The sequence below is a fragment of the Pseudomonadota bacterium genome, from assembly GCA_008501635.1.
GTDB lineage: Bacteria > Pseudomonadota > Gammaproteobacteria > QQUJ01 > QQUJ01 > QQUJ01.
Map to the genome: position 1 here is coordinate 94171 of QQUJ01000029.1, position 21294 is coordinate 115464.

Here is a 21294-nt window from a genome sequence, read left to right on the forward strand (position 1 = left end):
CTGCCATGGCGGGCCGCATACCTCCTCCAAGCCAGGCACCGCTGATCACGCTGCCGACGCTGATCCTGGCGGTAGAGACCAGCGATTCCAACGCAGAGCGCGGCCGCATCCTTCAAGTGAGCGCCGTTGCCATGAAGGGCGGCGCCCAACTCGATCAGCCGCGATTCAGCCATCGATTTAAACCCGGGATACCCCTCTCGCCGCAAGCAGACGACACCTCGACAACAGATAGTGCCGACTTCGCCGAGGTCGCCAAAACACTGCGGGAGCTATTCGTGGGGCGGATCGTCGTCGGCCATACGATCGCGGCCGATCTGGCCGCGCTGTGCGCAGCAGCCGCGCAGGCGGGAATCCCATGGCGCGATCCACCGGCGCTCGATATTGCGCACCTGACGGGAATATTGGATCCGGCATTGCCGAATCCAGGTCTGAAATCACTGGCTGAACGTCTGGGCGTCACCATCGATCACAACGATCCACTGCTGGGCGAGTGTCTGGCCATCGGTAAAATCTGGGGCAAACTGCTAGCCTTGCTGCGCGAAGCGGATATCCGAACGCTGGGTGAGGCGCAGTCCTTCGCCGAACATCGCGTCGAGTCCGTCAGCCGCGATGCGGAAGCGGGCTGGTACGATGGCAAGGTGCAGGCCGCGCCCAGCAACGTGCCCCTACCGGTAACACACATCGACAGTTACGCATTCCAGCGTCGACTGAGTGACCTGATGAGCGCACCGCCGATCATGACCGGTGCCGACACTCCGCTGCGCGAGGTGGCACGCACACTATGCAGGGAGCGCATCGGCGCGCTGCTTATCGGCGACCCCAGTGCACCGCCCCAGGGTATAGTCACCGAGCGTGATCTCCTGCAAGTCACCGCCACCGGAACTCAGGATCTCGACACCGTCACCGCTGCCGAGATCATGAATACACCGGTCGAGTCCATGGCGGGCAATGAAATGCTCTATCGTGCACTCGGGCGTATGGACCGCCTGGACATACGCCATCTCTGCATCGTCGATAGTACCGGCAACGCAGTCGGTATGATCTCTCAACGCAACCTGCTGCAGCACCGGGCACGCAGCGCCGACATGCTGGGTGATGAAATCACAATGGCGGAAGACGCAGAGGCTTTAGCGACCGCCTATGCGCGGGTTCCGGAGATCGCATCACGCCTGGTCGACGAAGGTTTGGACGGTCTGACAGTCGCGCGTTTCATCTCCAGCGAGTTGCGTGCGCTCACTGCGCGAGCCTCTGAAATAGCCGCTGGTGAGTTGGCGGCGGAAGGCCTGGGAACAGCGCCAGCACCGTGGTGCCTGCTCGTCCTGGGGTCCGGCGGACGCGGTGAAAGTCTGCTGGGTGCTGATCAGGACAATGCATTGATCCACACTGGTTCACCCGACGACGATGATTGGTTTGCCCGGTTTGGTGCCAAGCTGGCCGACCGACTCGATACCGCCGGCGTACCGCGCTGCAAAGGCGAAGTCATGGTTGTTACACCCCGTTGGCGAGGCACCGCTGAGGAGTGGTTGACGCGGGTGGAAAGCTGGTTACGGCGAGCCCGTCCCGAAGATCAACTCAACGTCGACATCTTCTTCGATCTGATCCCGGTGGCGGGCGATGCGCGGCAGGCGCGCGAACTCCACGCCCATGCCGTGCGCAATGCATCCACCAATCTGCCCTTCATCGGCCTGCTCGCAGAATCAGTCAATGCCGTGACACCGCGACTGGGTATGCTGGGGAGCCTGCCCACGGATCAGGGACGGATCGACCTCAAGCGCGATGGCCTGCTGCCGCTGGTCAGCCTGGCCAGAACCCTGGCCCTGCGGGCCGCCTCCACCGCGCGCTCGACGCCCGAGAGGCTGCGCGATGCAGTGGCAGCGGGACGTCTTCCGGAGGGCGATGCGGCAGCGCTGATCGAGCTGCATGTCGAACTGCTTACCTTGGTACTGCAACAGCAGCTCGTCGATCTCGAAGCAGGGCGAGCGCCGTCCAGCCGAGTGGAACTGAAAGCCCTGAGCCGGCAGCAGCGCTCGAGCCTGAAACACCGACTCAAACACCTCGACACGGTAGTAAGAGAACTTCGCAGCGCGATCGCAGGTTAATCTTCTGAACTCAAAACGGCCCCTGCATCGAGGTCACGGCGCAGATCGCGACGGATCTCCTGCCAGCGGAAGCGGACCGAGTTCTTGACGATCGGCTCGTCGAGTTGTTTCAGCTCATCGATGACGGGTGCCCAACGCACCAGCGCCACCGGACTCTCGGAAAACGCTGTTTCATCATCGGTAATCTGCGTCCAATCGCACTGCGCGACACGGCCAAGCACACGCTCGGCGTGCGCTGCAAACTCCTCGTCGGCATCTGCGGGGGAACCAGCGGCCGTAACGACCTCTTCGACCAATTCCCGAATAAGATTCTCCACCTCACCTATCGACGCCGATGTGCGCTGGACCAGCAAGCCTCCAGCGTAGACAGCCAGATCCGAGACACAGGCAAGCCAAATATGCCACTTGGCGATGTTGATCGACCTGACGAACACATCATCGTCAAACAGTTCGGGATAGCGCATACCCGTGCGTGTGCGCAAGTAGCCATACAGCGAAGTTTGTGCGACAAAACTCGCGCGCGTCTCCAGAAACTGCCGTAGGCGGATACGGTTGTCGACGGGTTCGCGGCGGCGTCGGCGGCCCAGGCCGATGTACTCCCGCACCAGCCCCCACAACTCCGCAGGCTTGCCCCACTCCCCGATACGTCGATTCAGATCGTTACTCACAGAATCCAGAACACCCATGGCCAGGCTATCTCGTTATTGTTCCCCGTGTTGTACCACTCCTTCCCGATACTCACCAGCACGACGGCAACTTCCGCGCCTGAGCTGAGCCGCTCGCGTTTAGGCTCTGAATCCATGCGGGCAACGATCGCAACGCGATGGCGATTCCCGGTCAATCGCTACCTGCATTCGTGCTGGGCCAAGCCCAACGCCTATCCCTGCCCCCAACGTTTGTCTTACGTTCCCTCATCCGCATAAACAAAAGATATAGGCATTGACATTAATAGTTATGGGTAGAAAAATGTCTTCTCGATGCCTTACCGTACCCTCGGGTTCCACCACCAGGCGGCAGAGTGCCACAGGATCGATTGGACCTCACCGATGCCATGGAGACCGGAGCCAATCGTGCACGTCTGGACGGTGGCCTCGTCGGCCGCAGGAGAGTAGTATTTCTTTAGAATTCCAAGCAGTTGAACGCCCAGACGGTGGGTTTGAATACGCGTACAAAACCAGTTACACCCGCTTTGACTTTGATTTCGCGTGTGAATCGCCTTAGTCCGTATCCCGATGCAGAGGGGCCTCACTTAACGGGATGGTGGGCGGAACCAGATGAGCCATTATCAGACCGAATCCCGCTCGAACAGACGGGACAGAAAAACCAGCAGAGGAGAGTGACGCATGTCCGAAGTACACGTCTATGACGTCCCGGCGGAATTCGCCGCTAAAGCCCATATCAACGAGGCCTTGTACGATTCAATGTACAAGCGCTCGGTCGAAGATCCGGAGGGATTCTGGGCGGAACAGGCCGAAAAATTCATCACCTGGTTCAAGCCCTGGGACAAGGTCACCGAACATAATTATGACAAAGGCCATATCCGCTGGTTCGAAGGCGCCAAACTAAATGCGTCGTTCAACTGCCTGGACCGCCATCTTGAAACCCGTGGCGACCAGGTCGCCATCATCTGGGAAGGTGACGACCCGGCCGACGACAAGAAGATCACCTACCGCGAGCTGCACGCAGAGGTTTGTAAATTCGCCAATGTGCTGAAGAAGCGCGGCGTCAAGAAGGGCGACCGCGTCTCGATCTACATGCCGATGATTCCGGAAGTCGCGGTGGCAATGCTCGCCTGCACACGGGTTGGCGCGGTCCATTCCATCGTCTTCGGGGGGTTCTCACCGGAATCGCTTAAAGACCGTATCCTGGATTCCGACTGCCGCGTGGTCATCACTGCAGACGAAGGCCTGCGCGGTGGCAAAAAGGTACCGCTAAAAGTCAATGCCGACAAAGCGTTGCTCGAATGCCCGAATGTACATTCCGTCATAGTGGTCAAACGCACCGGCAGCGACATTTCCTGGAACAGTGATCGCGATATCTGGTACCACGAGATCATGGCAGATGCGTCGACCGACTGCCCCGCCGAAGAGATGGATGCCGAGGATCCGTTGTTCATCCTCTACACCTCCGGATCCACTGGGATGCCCAAGGGTGTGTTGCACAGCACCGGCGGCTACCTGCTCTTTACCGCCATGACCCACAAATACATCTTCGATTATCACGATGGCGACATCTACTGGTGTACCGCCGACGCGGGCTGGGTCACGGGTCACTCCTACATCATTTACGGCCCTCTCGCCAACGGCGCCACCACCTTGATGTTTGAAGGTGTTCCCAACTATCCAAGCCACTCCCGCTTTTGGGATGTGGTGGACAAACACAAGGTCAATATCCTCTACACCGCACCCACCGCTATCCGTGCACTGATGGGTCAGGGTAACGATTTTGTCACCAAGACGTCACGCAAGACCCTGAAACTGCTGGGCACCGTCGGTGAACCGATCAATCCCGAGGCCTGGGAGTGGTACTACAACGTGGTCGGCGATAAGCGCTGCCCGATTGTCGATACCTGGTGGCAGACCGAAACCGGTGGCATCCTGATTTCACCGCTGCCGGGATGCACCAAACTGAAACCGGGCTCTGCCACGCGACCCTTCTTCGGTGTCGTTCCCGATATCGTCGACACCGATGGCAACGTGCTGGAGGGTGCCGCTTCCGGCAACCTGGTCATCAACCGCCCATGGCCGGGGCAGATGCGTACCGTGTACGGCGATCATCAGCGCTTCATCGATACCTACTTCAAGACCTACCCGGGCAAGTATTTCACTGGCGATGGCGCGCGCCGTGATGAGGACGGTTACTACTGGATCACCGGTCGTGTCGATGATGTCATCAACGTCTCGGGACACCGCATGGGTACAGCCGAGGTGGAAAGTGCACTGGTACTGCACGAGAGCGTCGCCGAAGCCGCCGTGGTGGGTTATCCCCACAATATCAAAGGTCAGGGCATCTATGCCTACGTCACACTGATGACGGGTGTCGAGCCCAGCGATGCGTTGAAGAAAGAACTGGTAGGTCTGGTGCGCAGCGAGATCGGACCGATTGCATCACCCGATGTCATTCAGTGGGCGCCGGGGCTGCCGAAAACCCGCTCGGGTAAGATCATGCGCCGCATCCTGCGTAAGATCGCGGCCAATGAAATCGATGCCCTGGGCGATACCACCACGCTGGCAGATCCTTCGGTGGTGTCGAACCTCATAGATAACCGTGCGGTGAAGTAACTATCTATCAAATTGCGCATTGAGAAACCCGGTCGCTCTTTGGGCGATCGGGTTTTCTTATACCGGCGCCATCTTTGGCACCCTATCCACTACTCGTAACGAACCGCTTCAATCCAGGTGCCGAAACAGGGCACTGTTTTTTGTAAACCACCTTACCGTCCACCCTTGTAACCTGCGCTTCAGTCGGTCTGCTTTCGCTCCGCTTGCAATCGCATCGCCTGACTCAGCGGCAATGTAAACGCGAAGGTCGAACCCTTGCCGATCTCGCTTTCCGCCCAGATAGTACCTCCGTGATGTTGAATGATTCGGCGACATATCGGAAGACCCAATCCGGTTCCCCGCGGCTTACCATCCTGTGCGTCGCTGACCTGGTGGAATTTCTCGAAAATACGCTCTAGTTCTCCAGGTGCAATACCCACACCATTGTCGTTCACGGCAACGGTCACCGTGTCATGGTCACTCAAAACCCGTACTTCAATTCTCCCTGTTCCCGAATCGCAAAACTTTGCAGCGTTGGATACCAGATTGATTACCACCTGTATGAGACGATCTTTGTCGACAACTACGTTTACGGCACCCGCCGGCACATCCTTGACGAGTTCGATACCAAGGTCTGAAATAATCTGCCGCGTAGCAATCAACGCGTCGTTTACGATTTCGCGCAGATCGACTACTTTCATATGCCATTCGACGTGACCCGATTCGATTTTTGCCAGATCCAGGACCTCATTGATCAGTCGTGTCAAACGTTCGCTTTCCTTGACGATGACATCGAGAAATTCTTGACGTTGCTCCCGCGACATATCCGGACTATCACGCAGAATTTCCGAAAAAGCGCGAATTGAAGTAAGTGGTGTTCGCAACTCATGACTCACCGTAGAGACAAAATCATCCTTTAAACGATCCAACTCCTGCAACTGTTCGTTGGCTGCTTTCAGCTCGCGGGTAGCCGCTTCCAGCTCACGCGATTTCAATTCGAGACGCCGACTGTACTCGATGACCTGGGTGGTTTCGTCGAGTATCTTCATCACCCCTTCGATGCTCAACTCTTCTCCCTTGACCACCGATCCCATCATCACGTGTGCTGACGCCGCGCCGATCGCACCGGCAAGTTGTCTTTCAGCGTACTCAACCAGCACGCCCTCCGCGTGATCTTCACCAAGCAGTACTTTTCCACGCGATGCCGCAAACCTATCGAATACTGCTTGCGCTCTATCAGGTCCGATAAAGCGCCTTAATAGATCGCGCACTTCCGCAATGGTCGCAGTGCTCTCCCAGATGCGCGAATCCCGCGCTTCGGTGCCCTGTTTGAATACATCGACAAAAAGGGTGGCTTGAATTCGTTCTATGGGGCTTTCGCGCGCAAATAACGACACCCCAACCAATAAGCCGATGTTGATCAACATGCTCCAGAAGACAGCATGAGTAATAGAGTCGAACTCCCCGAGTCCGAACAATGCATAGGGTTTTAACCAGCTCCAACCCAACAACCCCTCCTCGAGAAAGGCGATGGGCAACCAGCCCGAAAGCGCAAATCCTGGTAATACCAGCGTATATATCCAAATGATAAATCCGCCAACCAGACCCGCAATGGCACCAGCGCGCTTGGCCCCTTTCCAGTAAATACCGATCAAAATTGCAGGTGCGAACTGCGCTGCCGCAACAAAAGAGACTAGTCCGATACTTACCAGGGTGTAGGATTCGCCTATCAGGTGAAAATAGAGGTATCCAAGCAACAGCACAAAAATGATGGCGCCCCGCCGGATCGTCAGCAGAAGACTTGTCAGGTTTTCGCGATACAACAAACCGAAACGAAACAGAATCGGCATTATCAGATCATTGCAAACCATGGTGGCGATCGCGACGGTCGCCATAATAACCATACCCGTTGCTGCCGAAAGACCACCAGTGAAGGCAAACAACGCCAGCCACTCCGCATTGTTTGCCAGAGGAATCGTCAGCATGAAGGTGTCGGGATCAATCGCCCCATCAGGAAAGAAAATCAATCCGGCAATCGCAAGCGGCAGAACAAAGATGTTAATGACCAACAGATACAGGGGAAACAGCCAGCTGGCTTTGCGAATGTGATCTTCGTTCACATTCTCTACCACCAACACCTGAAACTGGCGGGGGAGAAACATGATCGCCATCATGGAAAGGAAGGTCAGTGACAACCAGCTGGAATAACCTCCTGGCATGGAATCGAAACTGAATAGCTTGGCGATATCCGGAATTGCGCTCGCTTGTGCAAATAGATCGGTGGGCCCCTGGAAGAGAATAAAGGTGACAAACAAACCCACTGTTAGAAACGCCAGCAGTTTCACCACTGACTCAAAAGCGATCGCCGCCACCATGCCCTCGTGTCGTTCGGTGGCATCGATGTGCCGGGTTCCGAACAATATGGTAAAGAGGGCCATGGCCAGAGCCACATATAAAGCGGTATCGCCTACCAACTGCCATTGCGGTGTCGGACCACCCACCACATTGGAGGTTCGCAACAAAACGTCGCTCAATGCCACTGCTTTCAATTGGAGAGAGATATACGGCATGATGCCGATAACGGCGATCACGGTAACCAGCCCCCCGACCAATCCACTCTTGCCATACCGTGAACCAATAAAATCGGCAATGGATGTGATACGGTGCACCTTGCTGATACGTACAATCTTGCGCAGCACATACCACCACAAGCATGCCATCAGCGTCGGACCCAGATAGATGGGAAGAAATCCGACACCCGAACCAGCCGCGCGCCCCACACTGCCGTAAAATGTCCAGGCAGTGCAATAGACGGCAATCGAAAGGGTATAGATATACGGGTTACTGATGATCGAGCGCCCGCGATCGGCACGTAGATCGGCATAGAAGGCGATGGCAAACAACAAACCCACATAACCGAACGCGGTCAGGAGTATCGCCCAATCAGTGAGCACAGCTAACTCCTGTTGAATCGCCCACTATCGACCCCTACTTTTTCTGCGCTGCTTTTACGTTCGAAAACAACTGCGATAAGGGCGATGATCACAGCCCAGCAACCGAAGAGATAGAGATAGAGCAACGGCACCCCCAGAACCAGTTTGCCCGTACCGAACAGATGCAACAGGGGATAGTTGATCAGGATAACTCCGACAGCAAACAACGCCGCCAATCTTTCGCGAGAACGTGTGGTACTCATGACTCGCCGGTCCCCGTCCACCACGTTATTTTTGCCACTGTACTGGAGAGTGTGGCTGTCATCAGGTTAGCACTCCACGCATTATATCGAGAACCTGTCTCACAATCCCACGCGAGCGGTACGGCACGCGGGAGATGTGAGATAGGTTCTAGCGTTTACCCCATTTGGGAGTCGTCCCAAGCCAGATTCAGAACAGCAGCCTCCCCGGTCTCGTGCGGCAAATAAACCCATGATTTCGCCCAGCGCCAAGCAATTCTGCTCGCAAGGCGTCCCGGTTACTGACGACCGGTTTCGAGCAGAAGACGCACTTTCTCCACCAAATCCCTGGTGGCGAACGGCTTCGTCACATAGTCATCGGCACCCAGTGCCAGGCCTTTTTCGCGTTCGACTTCGCGCCCCTTGGCCGTCAGCATCAGAATCAGCATATCATTCAGTTGCGGATCGCTGCGCACCGTCTGACACACTTCATAGCCATCCATGCGCGGCATCATCACATCGAGCAATACCAAATCGGGCTTGGATTCTCGGATGATCTGCATCGCCTCCTCACCGTTGCTCGCGGTTCTCACCCCGTAACCCTCCTTCTTCATTAGAAACTCTAAAGAAAGGACGATGTTAGGTTCGTCGTCGACCACCAGAATTTCCCCCGCCATGGCAAATTCCTCCTCTTTTACTTCACCCTGCCTACGCGACCCTGCGGTTGATCTGTTTAAGCTTCTCGACCGCCAGGTCGGCCTTCCGGACTTCGTGCAGGGTCGGAGGATAGTTGTAACACAATTCCCGGATCTACGCGCCCGGTCCCCCTGTTCACCACGGTGCCAACAGATAAAAAGAAAGGGGCCAATGGCCCCTTTCTTTACGACGCTATCGACGAGCTACTCGTCGCCGATGGCCTTCATGCTGAGGCGAATTCGGCCCTGCTTATCCACTTCCAGGACTTTTACTTTAACGACATCGCCTTCGGTCAGTTTGTCGCTGACATTCTGTACGCGTTCGTTGGAGATCTGCGAGATGTGCACCAAACCATCGCGCCCAGGCAAAATTGATACGAAAGCGCCAAAATCCATCAACTTAACGACTTTGCCCTCGTATATCTTGCCTACCTCGACATCGGCTGTGATCAGTTCGATGCGGCGACGTGCCTCGTCGGCATCCAATTTGTTTACCGACGCCACCCGGATGGTGCCATCGTCATCGATATCTATTGTCGTGCCGGTTTCTTCGGTGATCGAACGTATGGTGGCACCGCCCTTGCCGATTACATCACGGATCTTCTCCGGATCGATCTTGAAAGCGGAAATACGTGGAGCGAACTCGGACATCTCTGCGCGCGGGGCACTGATCGCCTTGCCCATCTCGCCCAGAATATGCAACCGGCCGTCGCGTGCCTGAGCCAGCGCAGCCTCCATGATCTCCTTGGTGATACCGTCGATCTTAATGTCCATCTGAAGAGCGGTAACGCCCTGATTGGTACCGGCGACCTTGAAATCCATGTCACCAAGATGATCCTCATCACCCAGGATATCGGTCAGCACCGCAAACCGGTCCTGCTCCTTGATCAGTCCCATCGCGATGCCAGCGACAGGGGCGTGGATCGGTACACCGGCGTCCATCAACGCGAGGCTGGTGCCGCACACGCTGGCCATAGAGCTGGAGCCGTTGGACTCGGTGATCTCCGAAACCACTCGAATCGTGTAGGGAAACTCTTCTCGCGTCGGCATCATGGCCTGGATCCCGCGGCGGGCCAGGCGGCCGTGACCAATTTCACGGCGTTTCGGACTGCCGATGAAACCGGTCTCGCCCACGCAATAAGGGGGAAAGTTGTAGTGCAGCATGAACGGGTCGCGATACTCGCCTTCGATCGCATCGATGATCTGGGCATCGCGATCGGTGCCGAGCGTGGTCACTACGATCGCCTGGGTTTCACCACGCGTGAACAAAGCGGAACCGTGGGTACGCGGCAAGACCCCGACGCGTGCCGAGATCGGACGCACCGTGCGTGTGTCGCGCCCGTCGATACGCGGTTCGCCGGCGAGTACGCGTTGACGCACCACACGTTTTTCGAGCTTCTCCACCGCGCCACGCACCGCTTCCACGCTCCACTGTGGCTCATCGCCTGCCGCCAACTGCTCCGCAGCCGCGGCCCGTATTTCGCTGACGCGCTGCTGGCGTGCCATTTTGTCCTTGATCTGGTACGCGGCCACGACATCGGCCTCCACTGCCGCGGCAACGGCTTCCACCAGTGCATCGTCGGTGGCGGGCTTCTCCCAGTTCCAGGCGGGTTTGCCTGCTTCGGCCGCCAGTTCTTTGATGGTCTGAATGGCAACCTGCATTTGCTCGTGACCGTAGAGTACCGCACCCAACATGACCTCTTCGGCCAGCTCCGCTGCCTCCGACTCCACCATCAACACCGCATGCTCGGTACCGGCGACCACCAGATCGAGCTTCGAATCGGCACGCTGCGAGGCGGAAGGATTGAGCAGATACTGGCCATCCAGGTAGCCGACACGGGCGCCGCCGATGGGACCACTGAAGGGTACCCCGGAGATAGCGACCGCAGCGGAAGCACCCAGCATGGCCGGAATATCGGAATCGATCTCCGGATCCAACGACATCACGGTGGTGATGACCTGAACTTCATTGTAGAAACCCTTGGGAAACAACGGGCGCAGCGGGCGATCGATCAGACGTGAGTTGAGGGTCTCTTTCTCCGAGGGGCGTCCTTCGCGCTTAAAAAAACCGCCGGGGATCTTGCCACCGGCGTAGGTCTTTTCCTGATAGTTGACGGTCAACGGGAAGAAGTCACGTCCGGGCGCCGCCTCTGTTCGGGCAACCACGGTTGCCAGAACGACAGTGTCTCCCATACTGATCATGACCGCGCCATCAGCTTGGCGCGCGATCTCCCCTGTCTCTAGAGTGACCGTGTGGTCACCGTACTGAAACTGTTTTCTGATTGATGTCACGAGCTATACCTTCCGACGTGGTTGCGTCGATAAGCGCCTAACGGCGAATACCCAAGCGTTTGATGAGATCACGATAGCGCTCCACGTCATTGCTTTTGACGTAATCGAGCAACTTACGGCGCTGATTGACCATGCGCAGCAGGCCCTGGCGGGAGTGATGATCCTGCTTGTGCTTGCTGAAGTGCTCGGTGAGCTGGTTGATATTGGCGGTCAGCAGGGCTACCTGGACCTCCGGGGAACCGGTATCGGTGGCGGAGAGTTGATACTCCTTGACGACATCGGCCTTCTGCTGGGTGCTCAGTGACATGTAGTGAAACTCCTGGATTCTTGAATGGTCGCTTCTATGAAGCCGGGTATTTTAACTTCCAGCCATTTGTTAAACAAGGAAAAACCTTGGGGCGAAAAGCGGTGCCGAAACCCCGGCAGCGGGTCACGATCCGTTCTTTTGCAACATACGCCGTGGTGCGATACGGCCGTCGTCCAACACCTCCCCCACCCCGATAAAGCGTCGTGCAGCGGTATAGATGCGCACCCAACCACTGGTGGGTGCACGGGGCACCATCACCGGCTGGCCCATCTGCAGGTAATAGGCGGAATCGGCGGACAACTGAACCTCGGGCCACTGCTGAACGCTGGATTCGATGGGTAACAGAAGGGCATCCAGCGCCTGCTCGCCCGCTTCGGCCGAGGCCTGGAGCTCTTCCAGAGTCACCATGCCGTCGCCGGGATACGGCCCCACGCCAATGCGGCGCAAGGCGATCACGTGTGCACCGCAACCGAGTCTGGCGCCGATGTCCTCGACCAGGGTACGCACATACGTCCCCTTCGAGCAGTGCACGGTGAACTCTGCTTCCGTATTCTCCACTCGCAGCAGCTCCAACGCATGAATCGTGACCACCCGGGGTTTACGCTCGACCTCCTCGCCCTTGCGTGCCAGCTCGTAAAGCCGTTTTCCCTCGTGGCGCAGCGCCGAATACATCGGTGGGATCTGTTCGATAGCGCCAAGAAAGTCCCCCATTACCTGGCTCAGGCTATCGAAATCCAAGGACGGTACGGGCTTGGTAGTGATCAGTTCGCCATCCGCGTCGCCGGTCGTCGTCGTCTCACCGAGTTTCATCCGTACCCAATAGCGTTTGTCGGCATCGAGCAGGAATCCTGAAAATTTGGTGGCTTCGCCCAGACAAATGGGCAGCAGTCCACTGGCCAGCGGATCCAGACTTCCGGTGTGCCCTGCTTTGCGGGCGTTGAAGAGACGTTTGACCATCTGCAACGCCCGATTGGATGTCGGACCCACCGGCTTGTCGAGCAGCAGGACTCCATGGACATTGCGGCGCTGGCCATTGCGGGGGGGCATCGGTACCTCGTCTACGTCAGGCTGGCTGGCGGTGGGATCTATTCTTCGGAGGGCCGCTGTTTCTTGGCCTGCTCGAGCAGTTCGTTGATGCGTGCCCCCTGTTCCATCGAGGTATCGTGCAGAAAGTGCAGATGCGGAATCGTACGGATACTCATCCTGCGGCCCAGTTCACGGCGCAGAAAACCCTCGGCACGCGTAAGCCCTTCGAGCGCCGCGGCGACCGCTTCACGATCGCCCAGTACACTGACATAGACCTTCGCATGTCCCAGATCACGACTGACTTCGACACCGGAGAGCGTGACCATCCGTACCCGCGGGTCCTTGACCTCTTCGCGCAACAGTACCGCCATCTCGCGGCGCAACTGCTCCGCAACACGCCGCAGGCGATCGCCAGGGCGATTCATAATCGTATGCAACCGGACAAAGACACCTTACAGGGTCTTGGCAACCTGAACGCGCTCATACACCTCGATCTGATCACCGGGTTTGACGTCATTGTAATTCTTTACGCCGATACCGCATTCGGTACCGGAACGGACCTCATTGACGTCGTCCTTGAAGCGGCGCAACGACTCAAGTTCGCCCTCGTAAATCACCACATTGTCGCGCAGCACACGGATCGGATTGTGCCGCTTGACCGCGCCCTCAACCACCAGACAGCCGGCAATGGCACCCAGTTTGGAGGAGCGGAACACGTCGCGCACCTCGGCCAGGCCAACGATCTGCTCGCGCATCTCGGGCTGAAGCTTGCCGACAATCGCCTGCTTGACCTCGTCAATCGCCTCGTAGATGACGCTGTAATAGTGCAGATCCACACCCGCTTCGCTCACCAGGCGGCGTGCGGCGGAATCGGCGCGAACGTTAAAGCCGATGATGATGGCATTGGAGGCCAGCGCCAGATTGACGTCAGACTCGGTGATCCCGCCGACACCGGCCGCTACGACCTTGACCTTTACCTCCTCGGTGGAGAGGTTCTCCAGCGAATCGCGCAGCGCCTCGACGCTACCCTGGACATCCGCCTTGATCAGCAGATTGACCTGCTGGACGTCGCCCTCCTGCATCTGCGTGAACATATCTTCGAGCTTGGCCTGCTGCTGTTTGGCGAGGCGCACATCGCGGAACTTGCCTTGACGGAACAGCGCCACTTCGCGGGCCTTGCGCTCGTCGGTCACTACGATCATGTCGTCACCGGCATTGGGGGAACCGGAGAGACCCAGGACCACTGCCGGCATCGACGGCCCTACCTTGTCGATAGGCTTACCGCTTTCATCGAACATGGCGCGAACGCGGCCGTACTCCATGCCCGAGAGTATGATGTCGCCCCGGTTGAGCGTGCCCTTCTGGACCAACAGCGTCGCGACCGGGCCACGGCCCTTGTCAAGACTCGACTCCAGCACCACACCCGCGGCGGGCCCCTCCGCGACAGCGGTCAGTTCCATCACCTCGGCCTGGAGCAGAATCGCATCAAGCAGCTTGTCGACGCCATCACCCGTCTTGGCCGAGACGTAGACAAACATGGTGTCGCCACCCCAATCGTCCGGAATCACCTTCTGGTTGACCAGCTCCTGCTTCACGCGGTCGGTCTCGGCATCCGGTTTATCGATCTTGTTGACCGCCACTACCAGCGGTACCTCGGCGGCACGGGCATGTTGGATCGCCTCGATGGTCTGGGGCATCACGCCGTCGTCGGCAGCCACCACCAGCACCACGATATCGGTAATCTGGGCGCCGCGCGCACGCATCGCGGTAAACGCCGCGTGGCCAGGCGTATCCAGGAACGAGATGACACCCTTGTCGGTCTCAACGTGATACGCGCCGATATGCTGGGTAATGCCGCCGGCTTCGCCCGCGGCCACGCGGGTGCGTCGGATGTAATCGAGCAACGACGTCTTGCCGTGATCGACATGACCCATAATGGTCACTACCGGAGGCCGCGGCTGCTGTTCGCCCTCCGCCACCGCACTCAGGGAAAGTTCGTCCTCAAGGCTGCTATCGGCCATCAGCTTGGCCTTGTGCCCCATCTCCTCGACGATCAGCGTTGCGGTCTCCTGATCGAGCACCTGATTGATGGTGGCCATCACCCCCATCTGCATCATCACTTTGATGAGTTCGGCGGCCTTAACGGCCATCTTCTGCGCCAGTTCAGCTACCGTGATGGTTTCGGGAATCGCGACCTCACGAACGACAGGGGCGGTTGGGCGTTCGAACCCATGGGTCTGTGAGGGGGCGACACTGGGAACGCGCGTACGACCCTTCTTCTTGCGGCGGCCGCTCTTGCTTTCGGCCACATGGAGTTCCTTGCGACCGAAGCGGCTTTCCCGGTCGTCGCGGCGTGTCTCTTTCTCTTTTTCCTTCTTGGGTGCCCGGCTTTTCGTCTCGGTGGCAACCTTTGCTTCCGCATCGACCCGCGCCTTCTGGGTCTCTTCCTCGGCCTGGCGACGAGCCTCTTCTTCGGCCTGCTGACGGGCTTCCTGCTCGGCCTGCTGCAGCGCTTCCTGCTCGGCCAGCTGTCGTGCCTCCTCCTCGGCCTGATTCTGCCTTTCGAGGTCCTGCTGTGCGGCAATACGCTCTTCGTCGATCTTGCTTTGCTTATCGACCTCGGGCTGCTCGACAACGCGCTCCTCTTCAGCCGGGACAGCCTTGACTGCCTCTGCCTCTGCCTCAGCATCGGCCTCGGCACGCTGCCGTTCTTCGTCGAGCACCGCGCTACGCTTTATGTAGGTGCGTTTCTTGCGCACCTCAACACTGACGGTCTTGACCTTGCCACGATCCCCGGTCTGGCGGATCTCACTGACCAGTTTGCGTTTGAGAGTGATCTTTTTCGGCTCGGCAACACCCTCCCCCGTTTTCTTGCCATGCGCCTTGCGCAAGTGGCTGAGCAGGTCCAACTTCTGCTGCTCAGTGATGCTGGAGTCAGCGGTATTGACATCAACACCTGCCTCCTGCAACTGAGCAAGCAAGCGGTCTACGGAGATACCGACCACATCCGCCAATTGTTTTACGGTCAATTCGGTCATTGGTTCCCCCTCCTAGAGACTAGCCCTGCTGTTCGTCGGCAAACCACGGGGCACGTGCCGTCATGATCAGTGCCGCGGCACGCTCTTCATCGACACCTTCGATATCGATTAGCTCATCCACCGCCTGCTCTGCCAGATCCTCCATGGTGCAGATGCCACGGCTTGCCAGCACGAATGCCAATTCACGGTCCATGCCCTCCATGCCGAGCAGATCTTCAGCGGGTTCGGATTCTTCCAGCTTCTCTTCGTTGGCTATGGCGCGCAGCAACAAGACATCACGCGCGCGATTGCGCAGTTCCTCGACGATACTCTCGTCGAATTCCTCAATTTCCAGCATCTCCTGAGGCGGTACGTAGGCAACCTCCTCAATCGTGGAGAAACCTTCCTGCACCAGGATGGCGGCCAGCTCTTCGTCGACATCCAGCTGTTCCTTGAATATGGCCTGGAGCCGCTCGGCCTCCTGCTCGCTCTTCTCCTCGGCCTGGCCCTCGGTCATGACGTTGAGGTCCCATCCGGTCAGTTGGCTCGCCAGCCGGACATTCTGCCCGCCACGGCCAATCGCCTGCGACAGCTGCTCTTCGGCGACTGCCACGTCCATGCTGCCGCTCTCCTCATCCACGACGATGGAGACGACATCAGCCGGGGACATGGCATTCACCACCCACTGCGCCGGATTCTCGCTCCAGTTGATGATATCGACGCGCTCGCCGGAGAGTTCGTTGGACACCGCCTGGACGCGCGAGCCGCGCATGCCGACACAGGCGCCGATCGGATCAATGCGCTGATCCTTGGCGCGCACAGCAATCTTGGCACGCAGGCCGGGATCGCGGGCAGCACCCATGATCTCGATCAACCCTTCACCCACCTCCGGGACCTCAAGCTTGAACAGCTCGATCAACAACTCCGGTGCGGTACGGCTGATGAAGAGTTGCGGGCCGCGCTGTTCCGAACGAACCTCGTAGAGATAGCCCCTGACGCGGTCACCCGGGCGCACCGGTTCGCGCGGGATCATGTTCTCGCGGGTGATGATTGCCTCGGCATTTCCACCGAGATCCAGATAGACATTGCCGCGTTCGATGCGTTTGACCACGCCCATGACCAGGTCACCGATGCGATCCTTGTACGCCTCGACCACTTGGGCGCGTTCCGCCTCGCGGACCTTTTGCACGATAACCTGCTTGGCCGCTTGCGCGCCAATACGACCAAAGGCAACCGATTCGATCGGCTCCTCGATATAGCCATCCACTTCGATATCGGGTTGGACCTTGCGTGCCTCGCTCAAGCGAATCTCGGCGTCCGGATTTTCGGGCTCTTCGGTTTCGTCGGGGATGACCAGCCAGCGACGAAAGCTCTCATAGGCGCCCGTATCGCGATCTATAGCGACCCGTGCGTCGATATCACCGGCATGCTTCTTGCGCGTTGCCGACGCCAGGGCGGCTTCTATCGCCTCGAAAATAACGCTCTTCTGGACGCCCTTTTCGTTGGAAACGGCGTCTACCACCATCAAAATCTCTTTGTTCATCGCTTCAAGCCTCCAGGCCGGATATCGACACGCTTGCGGGGATCTGACGAGCCCTCCGCCTGTCGATCAGAACTCCGGCGCCAACCGAGCCTGCTCAATCTCAGCAAGCGGCAGTTTCACCGTCTCGCCATCCTGTACCAAAACCACGCTGTCTCCCTCCAGACCCTGGAGGAGACCTTCAAATTTCCGGCGCCCCTCCTGCGGGATCGCCATTCGCACCTTGACCCGTTGACCGCTGAAACGCTCGTAATGCGTGCGGTCGAATAACGGCCTGTCCAGGCCGGGCGACGAGACCTCCAGATTGTAGTTACCGGGAATCGGGTCCTCGACATCCAGTACGCCGCTGATCTGATAGCTGACCCGCTGGCAATCGCTGACGCCGATACCCTCCGGGCGGTCGATGTAGATCCGCAGCAAACCACCGCGTGGCCCTGCCGCGAACTCGATACCCACCAACTCATAACCCATGCCGACAATCACGGGTTCTAATAGCTGATAGAGCTTATCGGGTGCGCGCCGCATCGCCTCGCCATAAACAAAAAAAGGGCCTACGGCCCACGTTGAAATCCTCGTGACTGCTCGGCAAGAACCGTCTATCAAGCCCTCTCGCCGTCTCAGCTCCGGCCGTCCCCAAGGTCAGTGCCATCGCATCGGGGACCCGCGAGGGACCCCTAATAAAAAACCCCGTAAACGGGGTTCTTCTTACTAACCTCGAATATTGGTAGCGGGGGTAGGATTTGAACCTACGACCTTCGGGTTATGAGCCCGACGAGCTACCGGGCTGCTCCACCCCGCACCGGAAAACGAGCGGAATTTTACATACTCCCCTGCGCCGAATCAACCTTGGCGGAAAACTACGCCACTACCGAGGCACAGAGTGCCATCAGCGCCCCGGGGGAAATGCCGAGTGCCAGAATAGCCAACCCATTGGCGCTCATCATCAATCTAACGTCTGCCGCAGGATTCACCGCGGAGTCGTCTTCCGCCGCGTCGAAGTAGATCAGCTTGACGACACGGATGTAGTAAAACGCACCTACGACGGAGAACGCCACCGCCACCACCGCCAGCCAGACAAGATCGGCGTTGATCACGGCCTGCAGCACCGAGAGTTTGGCGTAGAATCCCACGGTCGGCGGAACACCGGCCATGGAAAACATGAGCAACAGCATGATGAAAGCAAACCATGGGCTGCGCTTACCCAAGCCCTTGAAACTATCAAGTTCATCCGCTTCATAGCCGGCACGGCTCAACAGGATGATCATGCCGAAGCCCCCCGCCGCAGTGAGCGCGTAGACCACCGTGTAGAACATGGAGGCCGCGTACCCTTGCGCCGTACCCGAAAGGATGCCCAGCAAAATAAATCCAACGTGAGCAATGGTCGAATAGGCCAGCATACGCTTGATGTTGGACTGGGCGATGGCGACCACGTTACCGATACCGATCGAAAGTACCGCGAGCATCACCAGCATCTGCTGCCATTCCCCGTGCAGACCCTGCAGCCCGTCTACCAGGAGTCGCATCACCATAGCGAAAGCCGCAATCTTGGGGGCGGTGCCGATATAGAGTGTCACCGACGTGGGGGCGCCATGGTAAACATCCGGTACCCACATATGAAAAGGTACGGCACCCAACTTGAACGCCAGGCCGACGATGATGAACACCGTCCCAAAAACCAGTATCAGATTACCCTCCAGGATCGAACCCGCCGCTATGCTTTGCGCGACAGCGGCGATATCGAGTGTTCCCGTAGCACCGTAGATCATCGACATCCCGTAGAGCAGCATTCCTGAGGCAATTGCGCCCAGCACGAAGTATTTCATGGCCGCTTCGGAGGCCACCCGATTGTCACGGTCAAAAGCAACCAGCGCGTAAAGCGACAGCGATAGAGTCTCCAGTCCCAGATAGACGGTAAGCAGATTGCGCGCCGAAATCATGATCATCATGCCCAGCACGCCGAAAAGACCGAGCACGTAATACTCACCCTTGAGCAGATTACGCACACGCAGGTACTCGCGGGAGTAAAGAAACACACCGGCGGTAATGATGAAGACCGCCAACTTCAAGACGTCGGCCATCGGATCACGCACAAAGGTGTTGTTAAAGGTCAGTATCTCGGTGCTGCTGAACGTGACGACAATAATGATCGCTGTCATCACCAGAGTCAGCTGTGACAACAGATAAGCCACATTCCGGTTCCGCTCGCCAACGAACAGATCGACCACCAACACAACGCAGGCCATGGCCAGGAGGAAGATCTCCGGGGCTGCCGGAGCGAAATCAGGAATCACGAAATTCATTCCCAAACCTTATGTCGTTTTTATTCACAATGTTCGAACAGGCCGCGCATGCGTCCCACCGTTAGATCTTTGACACCAGGATGTACTGGAGCAGGTTCTCCACCGTGGCGTGCATCACCTCGGTCAGCGGCTGCGGCCAGACACCCAACAACAGCACCGCCACGGCCAGCACACCAAGAATCAGGAACTCCCGATTGTTCACGTCATCCAGAGCCGCGACATGCTCGTGCACCACCGGGCCAAACACCACGCGCTTGACCATCCACAGGGTATAGGCTGCACCGAGCACCAAGATGGTGGCCGCGAGAAACGCATACCAGATGTTTGCCTGGTAACTGCTGAGGATGACCATGAACTCCCCGACAAAACCCGAGGTGCCCGGCAATCCGGAATTGGCGAGTGCAAACAGCACCATAAACCCCGCGAAGATCGGCATGCTGTGCACCACACCGCCATAGGAGGCGATCTCGCGACTGTGCACGCGGTCGTACATCACCCCGACACAGAGAAACAGGGCGCCGGAGATGAAGCCGTGCGAAATCATCTGCACCATGCCGCCTTCAATACCCATGATAATGGCGTCCGTGCTCCCGGAGGCACGGACGATACCGTAGGCGATGAAAAAACCCAGGGTGACGAATCCCATGTGGGCAATCGATGAGTAGGCGATCAGTTTCTTCATGTCACTCTGCACCAGCGCAACGAAGCCGATATAGACTACAGCTATCAACGAGAGCGCGATGACCAGCCAATCGAGCGTCTGACTCGCGTCAGGAGCAATTGGCATGGCGAAGCGCAGGAAACCGTAGCCACCCAGTTTCAGCAGCACTGCCGCCAGGATCACCGAGCCACCGGTGGGTGCCTCAACATGGGCATCAGGCAACCATGTGTGCACCGGCCACATCGGCACCTTGACGCCAAAGGCAAGCAGGAAGGCGAGGAAGATCAGTATCTGCGCCGTAAGACCCAGCGGCAGACGGTAAAAATCCACCAGCGCGAAGCTACCGGTCTGCGTGTACATGTAGATCAACGAGATCAACATGAACACCGAACCGAGAAATGTGTAAAGAAAGAACTTGATCGTGGCGTAGACGCGACGTGGGCCACCCCAGATGCCGATGATCAGGAACATGGGGATCAGCAGCGCCTCCCAGAAGACATAAAAGAGCATGGCATCCAGGGCGCTGAAGACACCGATCAGGATGCCTTCCATGATCAGGAATGCCGCCATGTAGAGATTGGGACGATCCTTGATCACCTCCCACGCCGACAGTACCACCAGCACCGTACAGAAAGTGGTCAACAAGATCAGCGGCATGGATATACCGTCGATTCCCAGATGATAGTTGATGGCAAAGGTTTCGATCCACGGCGCAAACTCAGCGAACTGCATCTCCGCGGTGGCGCGATCGAAACCGCTCCACAGCGGCAGACTCAGCACGAAGGTGATGGTTGAGACCACGACCGCCAGTGTCTTTGCCCGATTACCCTTGTCGCCGAGGAACGCCGTGATGAGCCCGCCCGCTATGGGGAACCAGATGAGCAGACTCAGCAGTGGAAACTCCGAATTCATGAACGACTTCCCC

The 21294-nt window shown here is 57.9% G+C and carries 15 protein-coding genes and 1 tRNA gene; 2 read left to right on the plus strand and 14 right to left on the minus strand.

Features of this window, described 5'->3' with window-relative positions:
* The first annotated feature begins 5 nt into the window (after positions 1-5).
* Positions 6-2099 carry a CBS domain-containing protein gene (locus DWQ09_16925; protein KAA3626366.1) on the plus strand — a complete coding sequence of 698 codons (2094 nt, stop codon included), beginning with the start codon at positions 6-8 and terminating at the stop codon, positions 2097-2099.
* On the opposite strand, the gene DWQ09_16930 is transcribed toward DWQ09_16925, so the two are convergent.
* Positions 2096-2767 carry an esterase gene (locus tag DWQ09_16930; protein ID KAA3626433.1) on the minus strand — a complete coding sequence of 224 codons (672 nt, stop codon included), beginning with the start codon at positions 2765-2767 and terminating at the stop codon, positions 2096-2098. The two genes, DWQ09_16925 and DWQ09_16930, sit on opposite strands and share 4 nt — an antisense overlap.
* A 675-nt stretch (positions 2768-3442) precedes the next feature.
* Between DWQ09_16930 and acs the strand changes: the two genes are divergently transcribed.
* Positions 3443-5380: an acetate--CoA ligase gene (acs, locus tag DWQ09_16935; protein ID KAA3626367.1), complete on the plus strand. Its 1938-nt coding sequence runs from the start codon at positions 3443-3445 to the stop codon at positions 5378-5380.
* A gap of 179 nt (positions 5381-5559) precedes the next feature.
* Here acs and DWQ09_16940 read toward each other — a convergent pair whose 3' ends face one another.
* The 13 genes from DWQ09_16940 to DWQ09_17000 all read right to left on the minus strand — a co-directional run bounded on the left by DWQ09_16940 (position 5560) and on the right by DWQ09_17000 (position 21281).
* The gene (locus DWQ09_16940; protein KAA3626368.1) at positions 5560-8313 is read right to left on the minus strand and encodes a histidine kinase; all 2754 of its coding nucleotides are present in this window, start codon (positions 8311-8313) and stop codon (positions 5560-5562) included.
* A 2-nt stretch (positions 8314-8315) separates the two neighbouring features.
* Positions 8316-8555, minus strand: a complete 240-nt coding sequence (locus DWQ09_16945; protein KAA3626369.1) for a hypothetical protein — start codon at positions 8553-8555, stop codon at positions 8316-8318.
* 275 nt (positions 8556-8830) lie between these two features.
* A complete protein-coding gene (locus DWQ09_16950; protein ID KAA3626370.1) occupies positions 8831-9208 on the minus strand; it encodes a response regulator in 378 nt (125 codons plus the stop codon).
* A gap of 222 nt (positions 9209-9430) precedes the next feature.
* The gene (gene pnp / locus DWQ09_16955) at positions 9431-11518 is read right to left on the minus strand and encodes a polyribonucleotide nucleotidyltransferase (GenBank protein KAA3626371.1); all 2088 of its coding nucleotides are present in this window, start codon (positions 11516-11518) and stop codon (positions 9431-9433) included.
* A gap of 37 nt (positions 11519-11555) precedes the next feature.
* Positions 11556-11825: a 30S ribosomal protein S15 gene (locus tag DWQ09_16960; protein KAA3626372.1), complete on the minus strand. Its 270-nt coding sequence runs from the start codon at positions 11823-11825 to the stop codon at positions 11556-11558.
* A 123-nt stretch (positions 11826-11948) separates the two neighbouring features.
* A complete protein-coding gene (locus DWQ09_16965; protein KAA3626373.1) occupies positions 11949-12872 on the minus strand; it encodes a tRNA pseudouridine(55) synthase TruB in 924 nt (307 codons plus the stop codon).
* 38 nt (positions 12873-12910) lie between these two features.
* A complete protein-coding gene (locus DWQ09_16970) occupies positions 12911-13276 on the minus strand; it encodes a 30S ribosome-binding factor RbfA (GenBank protein ID KAA3626374.1) in 366 nt (121 codons plus the stop codon).
* Between the two features lie 27 nt (positions 13277-13303).
* Positions 13304-15889 carry a translation initiation factor IF-2 gene (locus DWQ09_16975; GenBank protein ID KAA3626375.1) on the minus strand — a complete coding sequence of 862 codons (2586 nt, stop codon included), beginning with the start codon at positions 15887-15889 and terminating at the stop codon, positions 13304-13306.
* Positions 15890-15908: 19 nt separating this feature from the next.
* Positions 15909-17411, minus strand: coding sequence for a transcription termination/antitermination protein NusA (locus DWQ09_16980; GenBank protein ID KAA3626376.1), 1503 nt, complete (start codon positions 17409-17411; stop codon positions 15909-15911).
* 66 nt (positions 17412-17477) lie between these two features.
* Positions 17478-17933, minus strand: coding sequence for a ribosome maturation factor RimP (locus DWQ09_16985; GenBank protein ID KAA3626377.1), 456 nt, complete (start codon positions 17931-17933; stop codon positions 17478-17480).
* 197 nt (positions 17934-18130) lie between these two features.
* Positions 18131-18207: transfer RNA gene (locus DWQ09_16990), tRNA-Met, on the minus strand.
* A 58-nt stretch (positions 18208-18265) separates the two neighbouring features.
* A complete protein-coding gene (locus DWQ09_16995; protein KAA3626378.1) occupies positions 18266-19708 on the minus strand; it encodes an NADH-quinone oxidoreductase subunit NuoN in 1443 nt (480 codons plus the stop codon).
* A 61-nt stretch (positions 19709-19769) separates the two neighbouring features.
* Positions 19770-21281: an NADH-quinone oxidoreductase subunit M gene (locus DWQ09_17000; protein ID KAA3626379.1), complete on the minus strand. Its 1512-nt coding sequence runs from the start codon at positions 21279-21281 to the stop codon at positions 19770-19772.
* Between the last annotated feature and the right edge of the window lie 13 nt (positions 21282-21294).

What these genes read in the sequence shown, in the direction of transcription:
- DWQ09_16925 (KAA3626366.1), top strand. Translation starts at nt 6, where the DNA reads ATGGCGGGCCGCATACCTCCTCCAAGCCAGGCACCGCTGATCACGCTG.
- acs (KAA3626367.1), top strand. Translation starts at nt 3,443, where the DNA reads ATGTCCGAAGTACACGTCTATGACGTCCCGGCGGAATTCGCCGCTAAA.
- DWQ09_16945 (KAA3626369.1), bottom strand. Translation starts at nt 8,555, where the DNA reads ATGAGTACCACACGTTCTCGCGAAAGATTGGCGGCGTTGTTTGCTGTC.
- DWQ09_16950 (KAA3626370.1), bottom strand. Translation starts at nt 9,208, where the DNA reads ATGGCGGGGGAAATTCTGGTGGTCGACGACGAACCTAACATCGTCCTT.
- DWQ09_16960 (KAA3626372.1), bottom strand. Translation starts at nt 11,825, where the DNA reads ATGTCACTGAGCACCCAGCAGAAGGCCGATGTCGTCAAGGAGTATCAA.
- DWQ09_16965 (KAA3626373.1), bottom strand. Translation starts at nt 12,872, where the DNA reads ATGCCCCCCCGCAATGGCCAGCGCCGCAATGTCCATGGAGTCCTGCTG.
- DWQ09_16970 (KAA3626374.1), bottom strand. Translation starts at nt 13,276, where the DNA reads ATGAATCGCCCTGGCGATCGCCTGCGGCGTGTTGCGGAGCAGTTGCGC.
- DWQ09_16975 (KAA3626375.1), bottom strand. Translation starts at nt 15,889, where the DNA reads ATGACCGAATTGACCGTAAAACAATTGGCGGATGTGGTCGGTATCTCC.
- DWQ09_16980 (KAA3626376.1), bottom strand. Translation starts at nt 17,411, where the DNA reads ATGAACAAAGAGATTTTGATGGTGGTAGACGCCGTTTCCAACGAAAAG.
- DWQ09_16985 (KAA3626377.1), bottom strand. Translation starts at nt 17,933, where the DNA reads ATGCGGCGCGCACCCGATAAGCTCTATCAGCTATTAGAACCCGTGATT.
- DWQ09_16995 (KAA3626378.1), bottom strand. Translation starts at nt 19,708, where the DNA reads ATGAATTTCGTGATTCCTGATTTCGCTCCGGCAGCCCCGGAGATCTTC.
- DWQ09_17000 (KAA3626379.1), bottom strand. Translation starts at nt 21,281, where the DNA reads ATGAATTCGGAGTTTCCACTGCTGAGTCTGCTCATCTGGTTCCCCATA.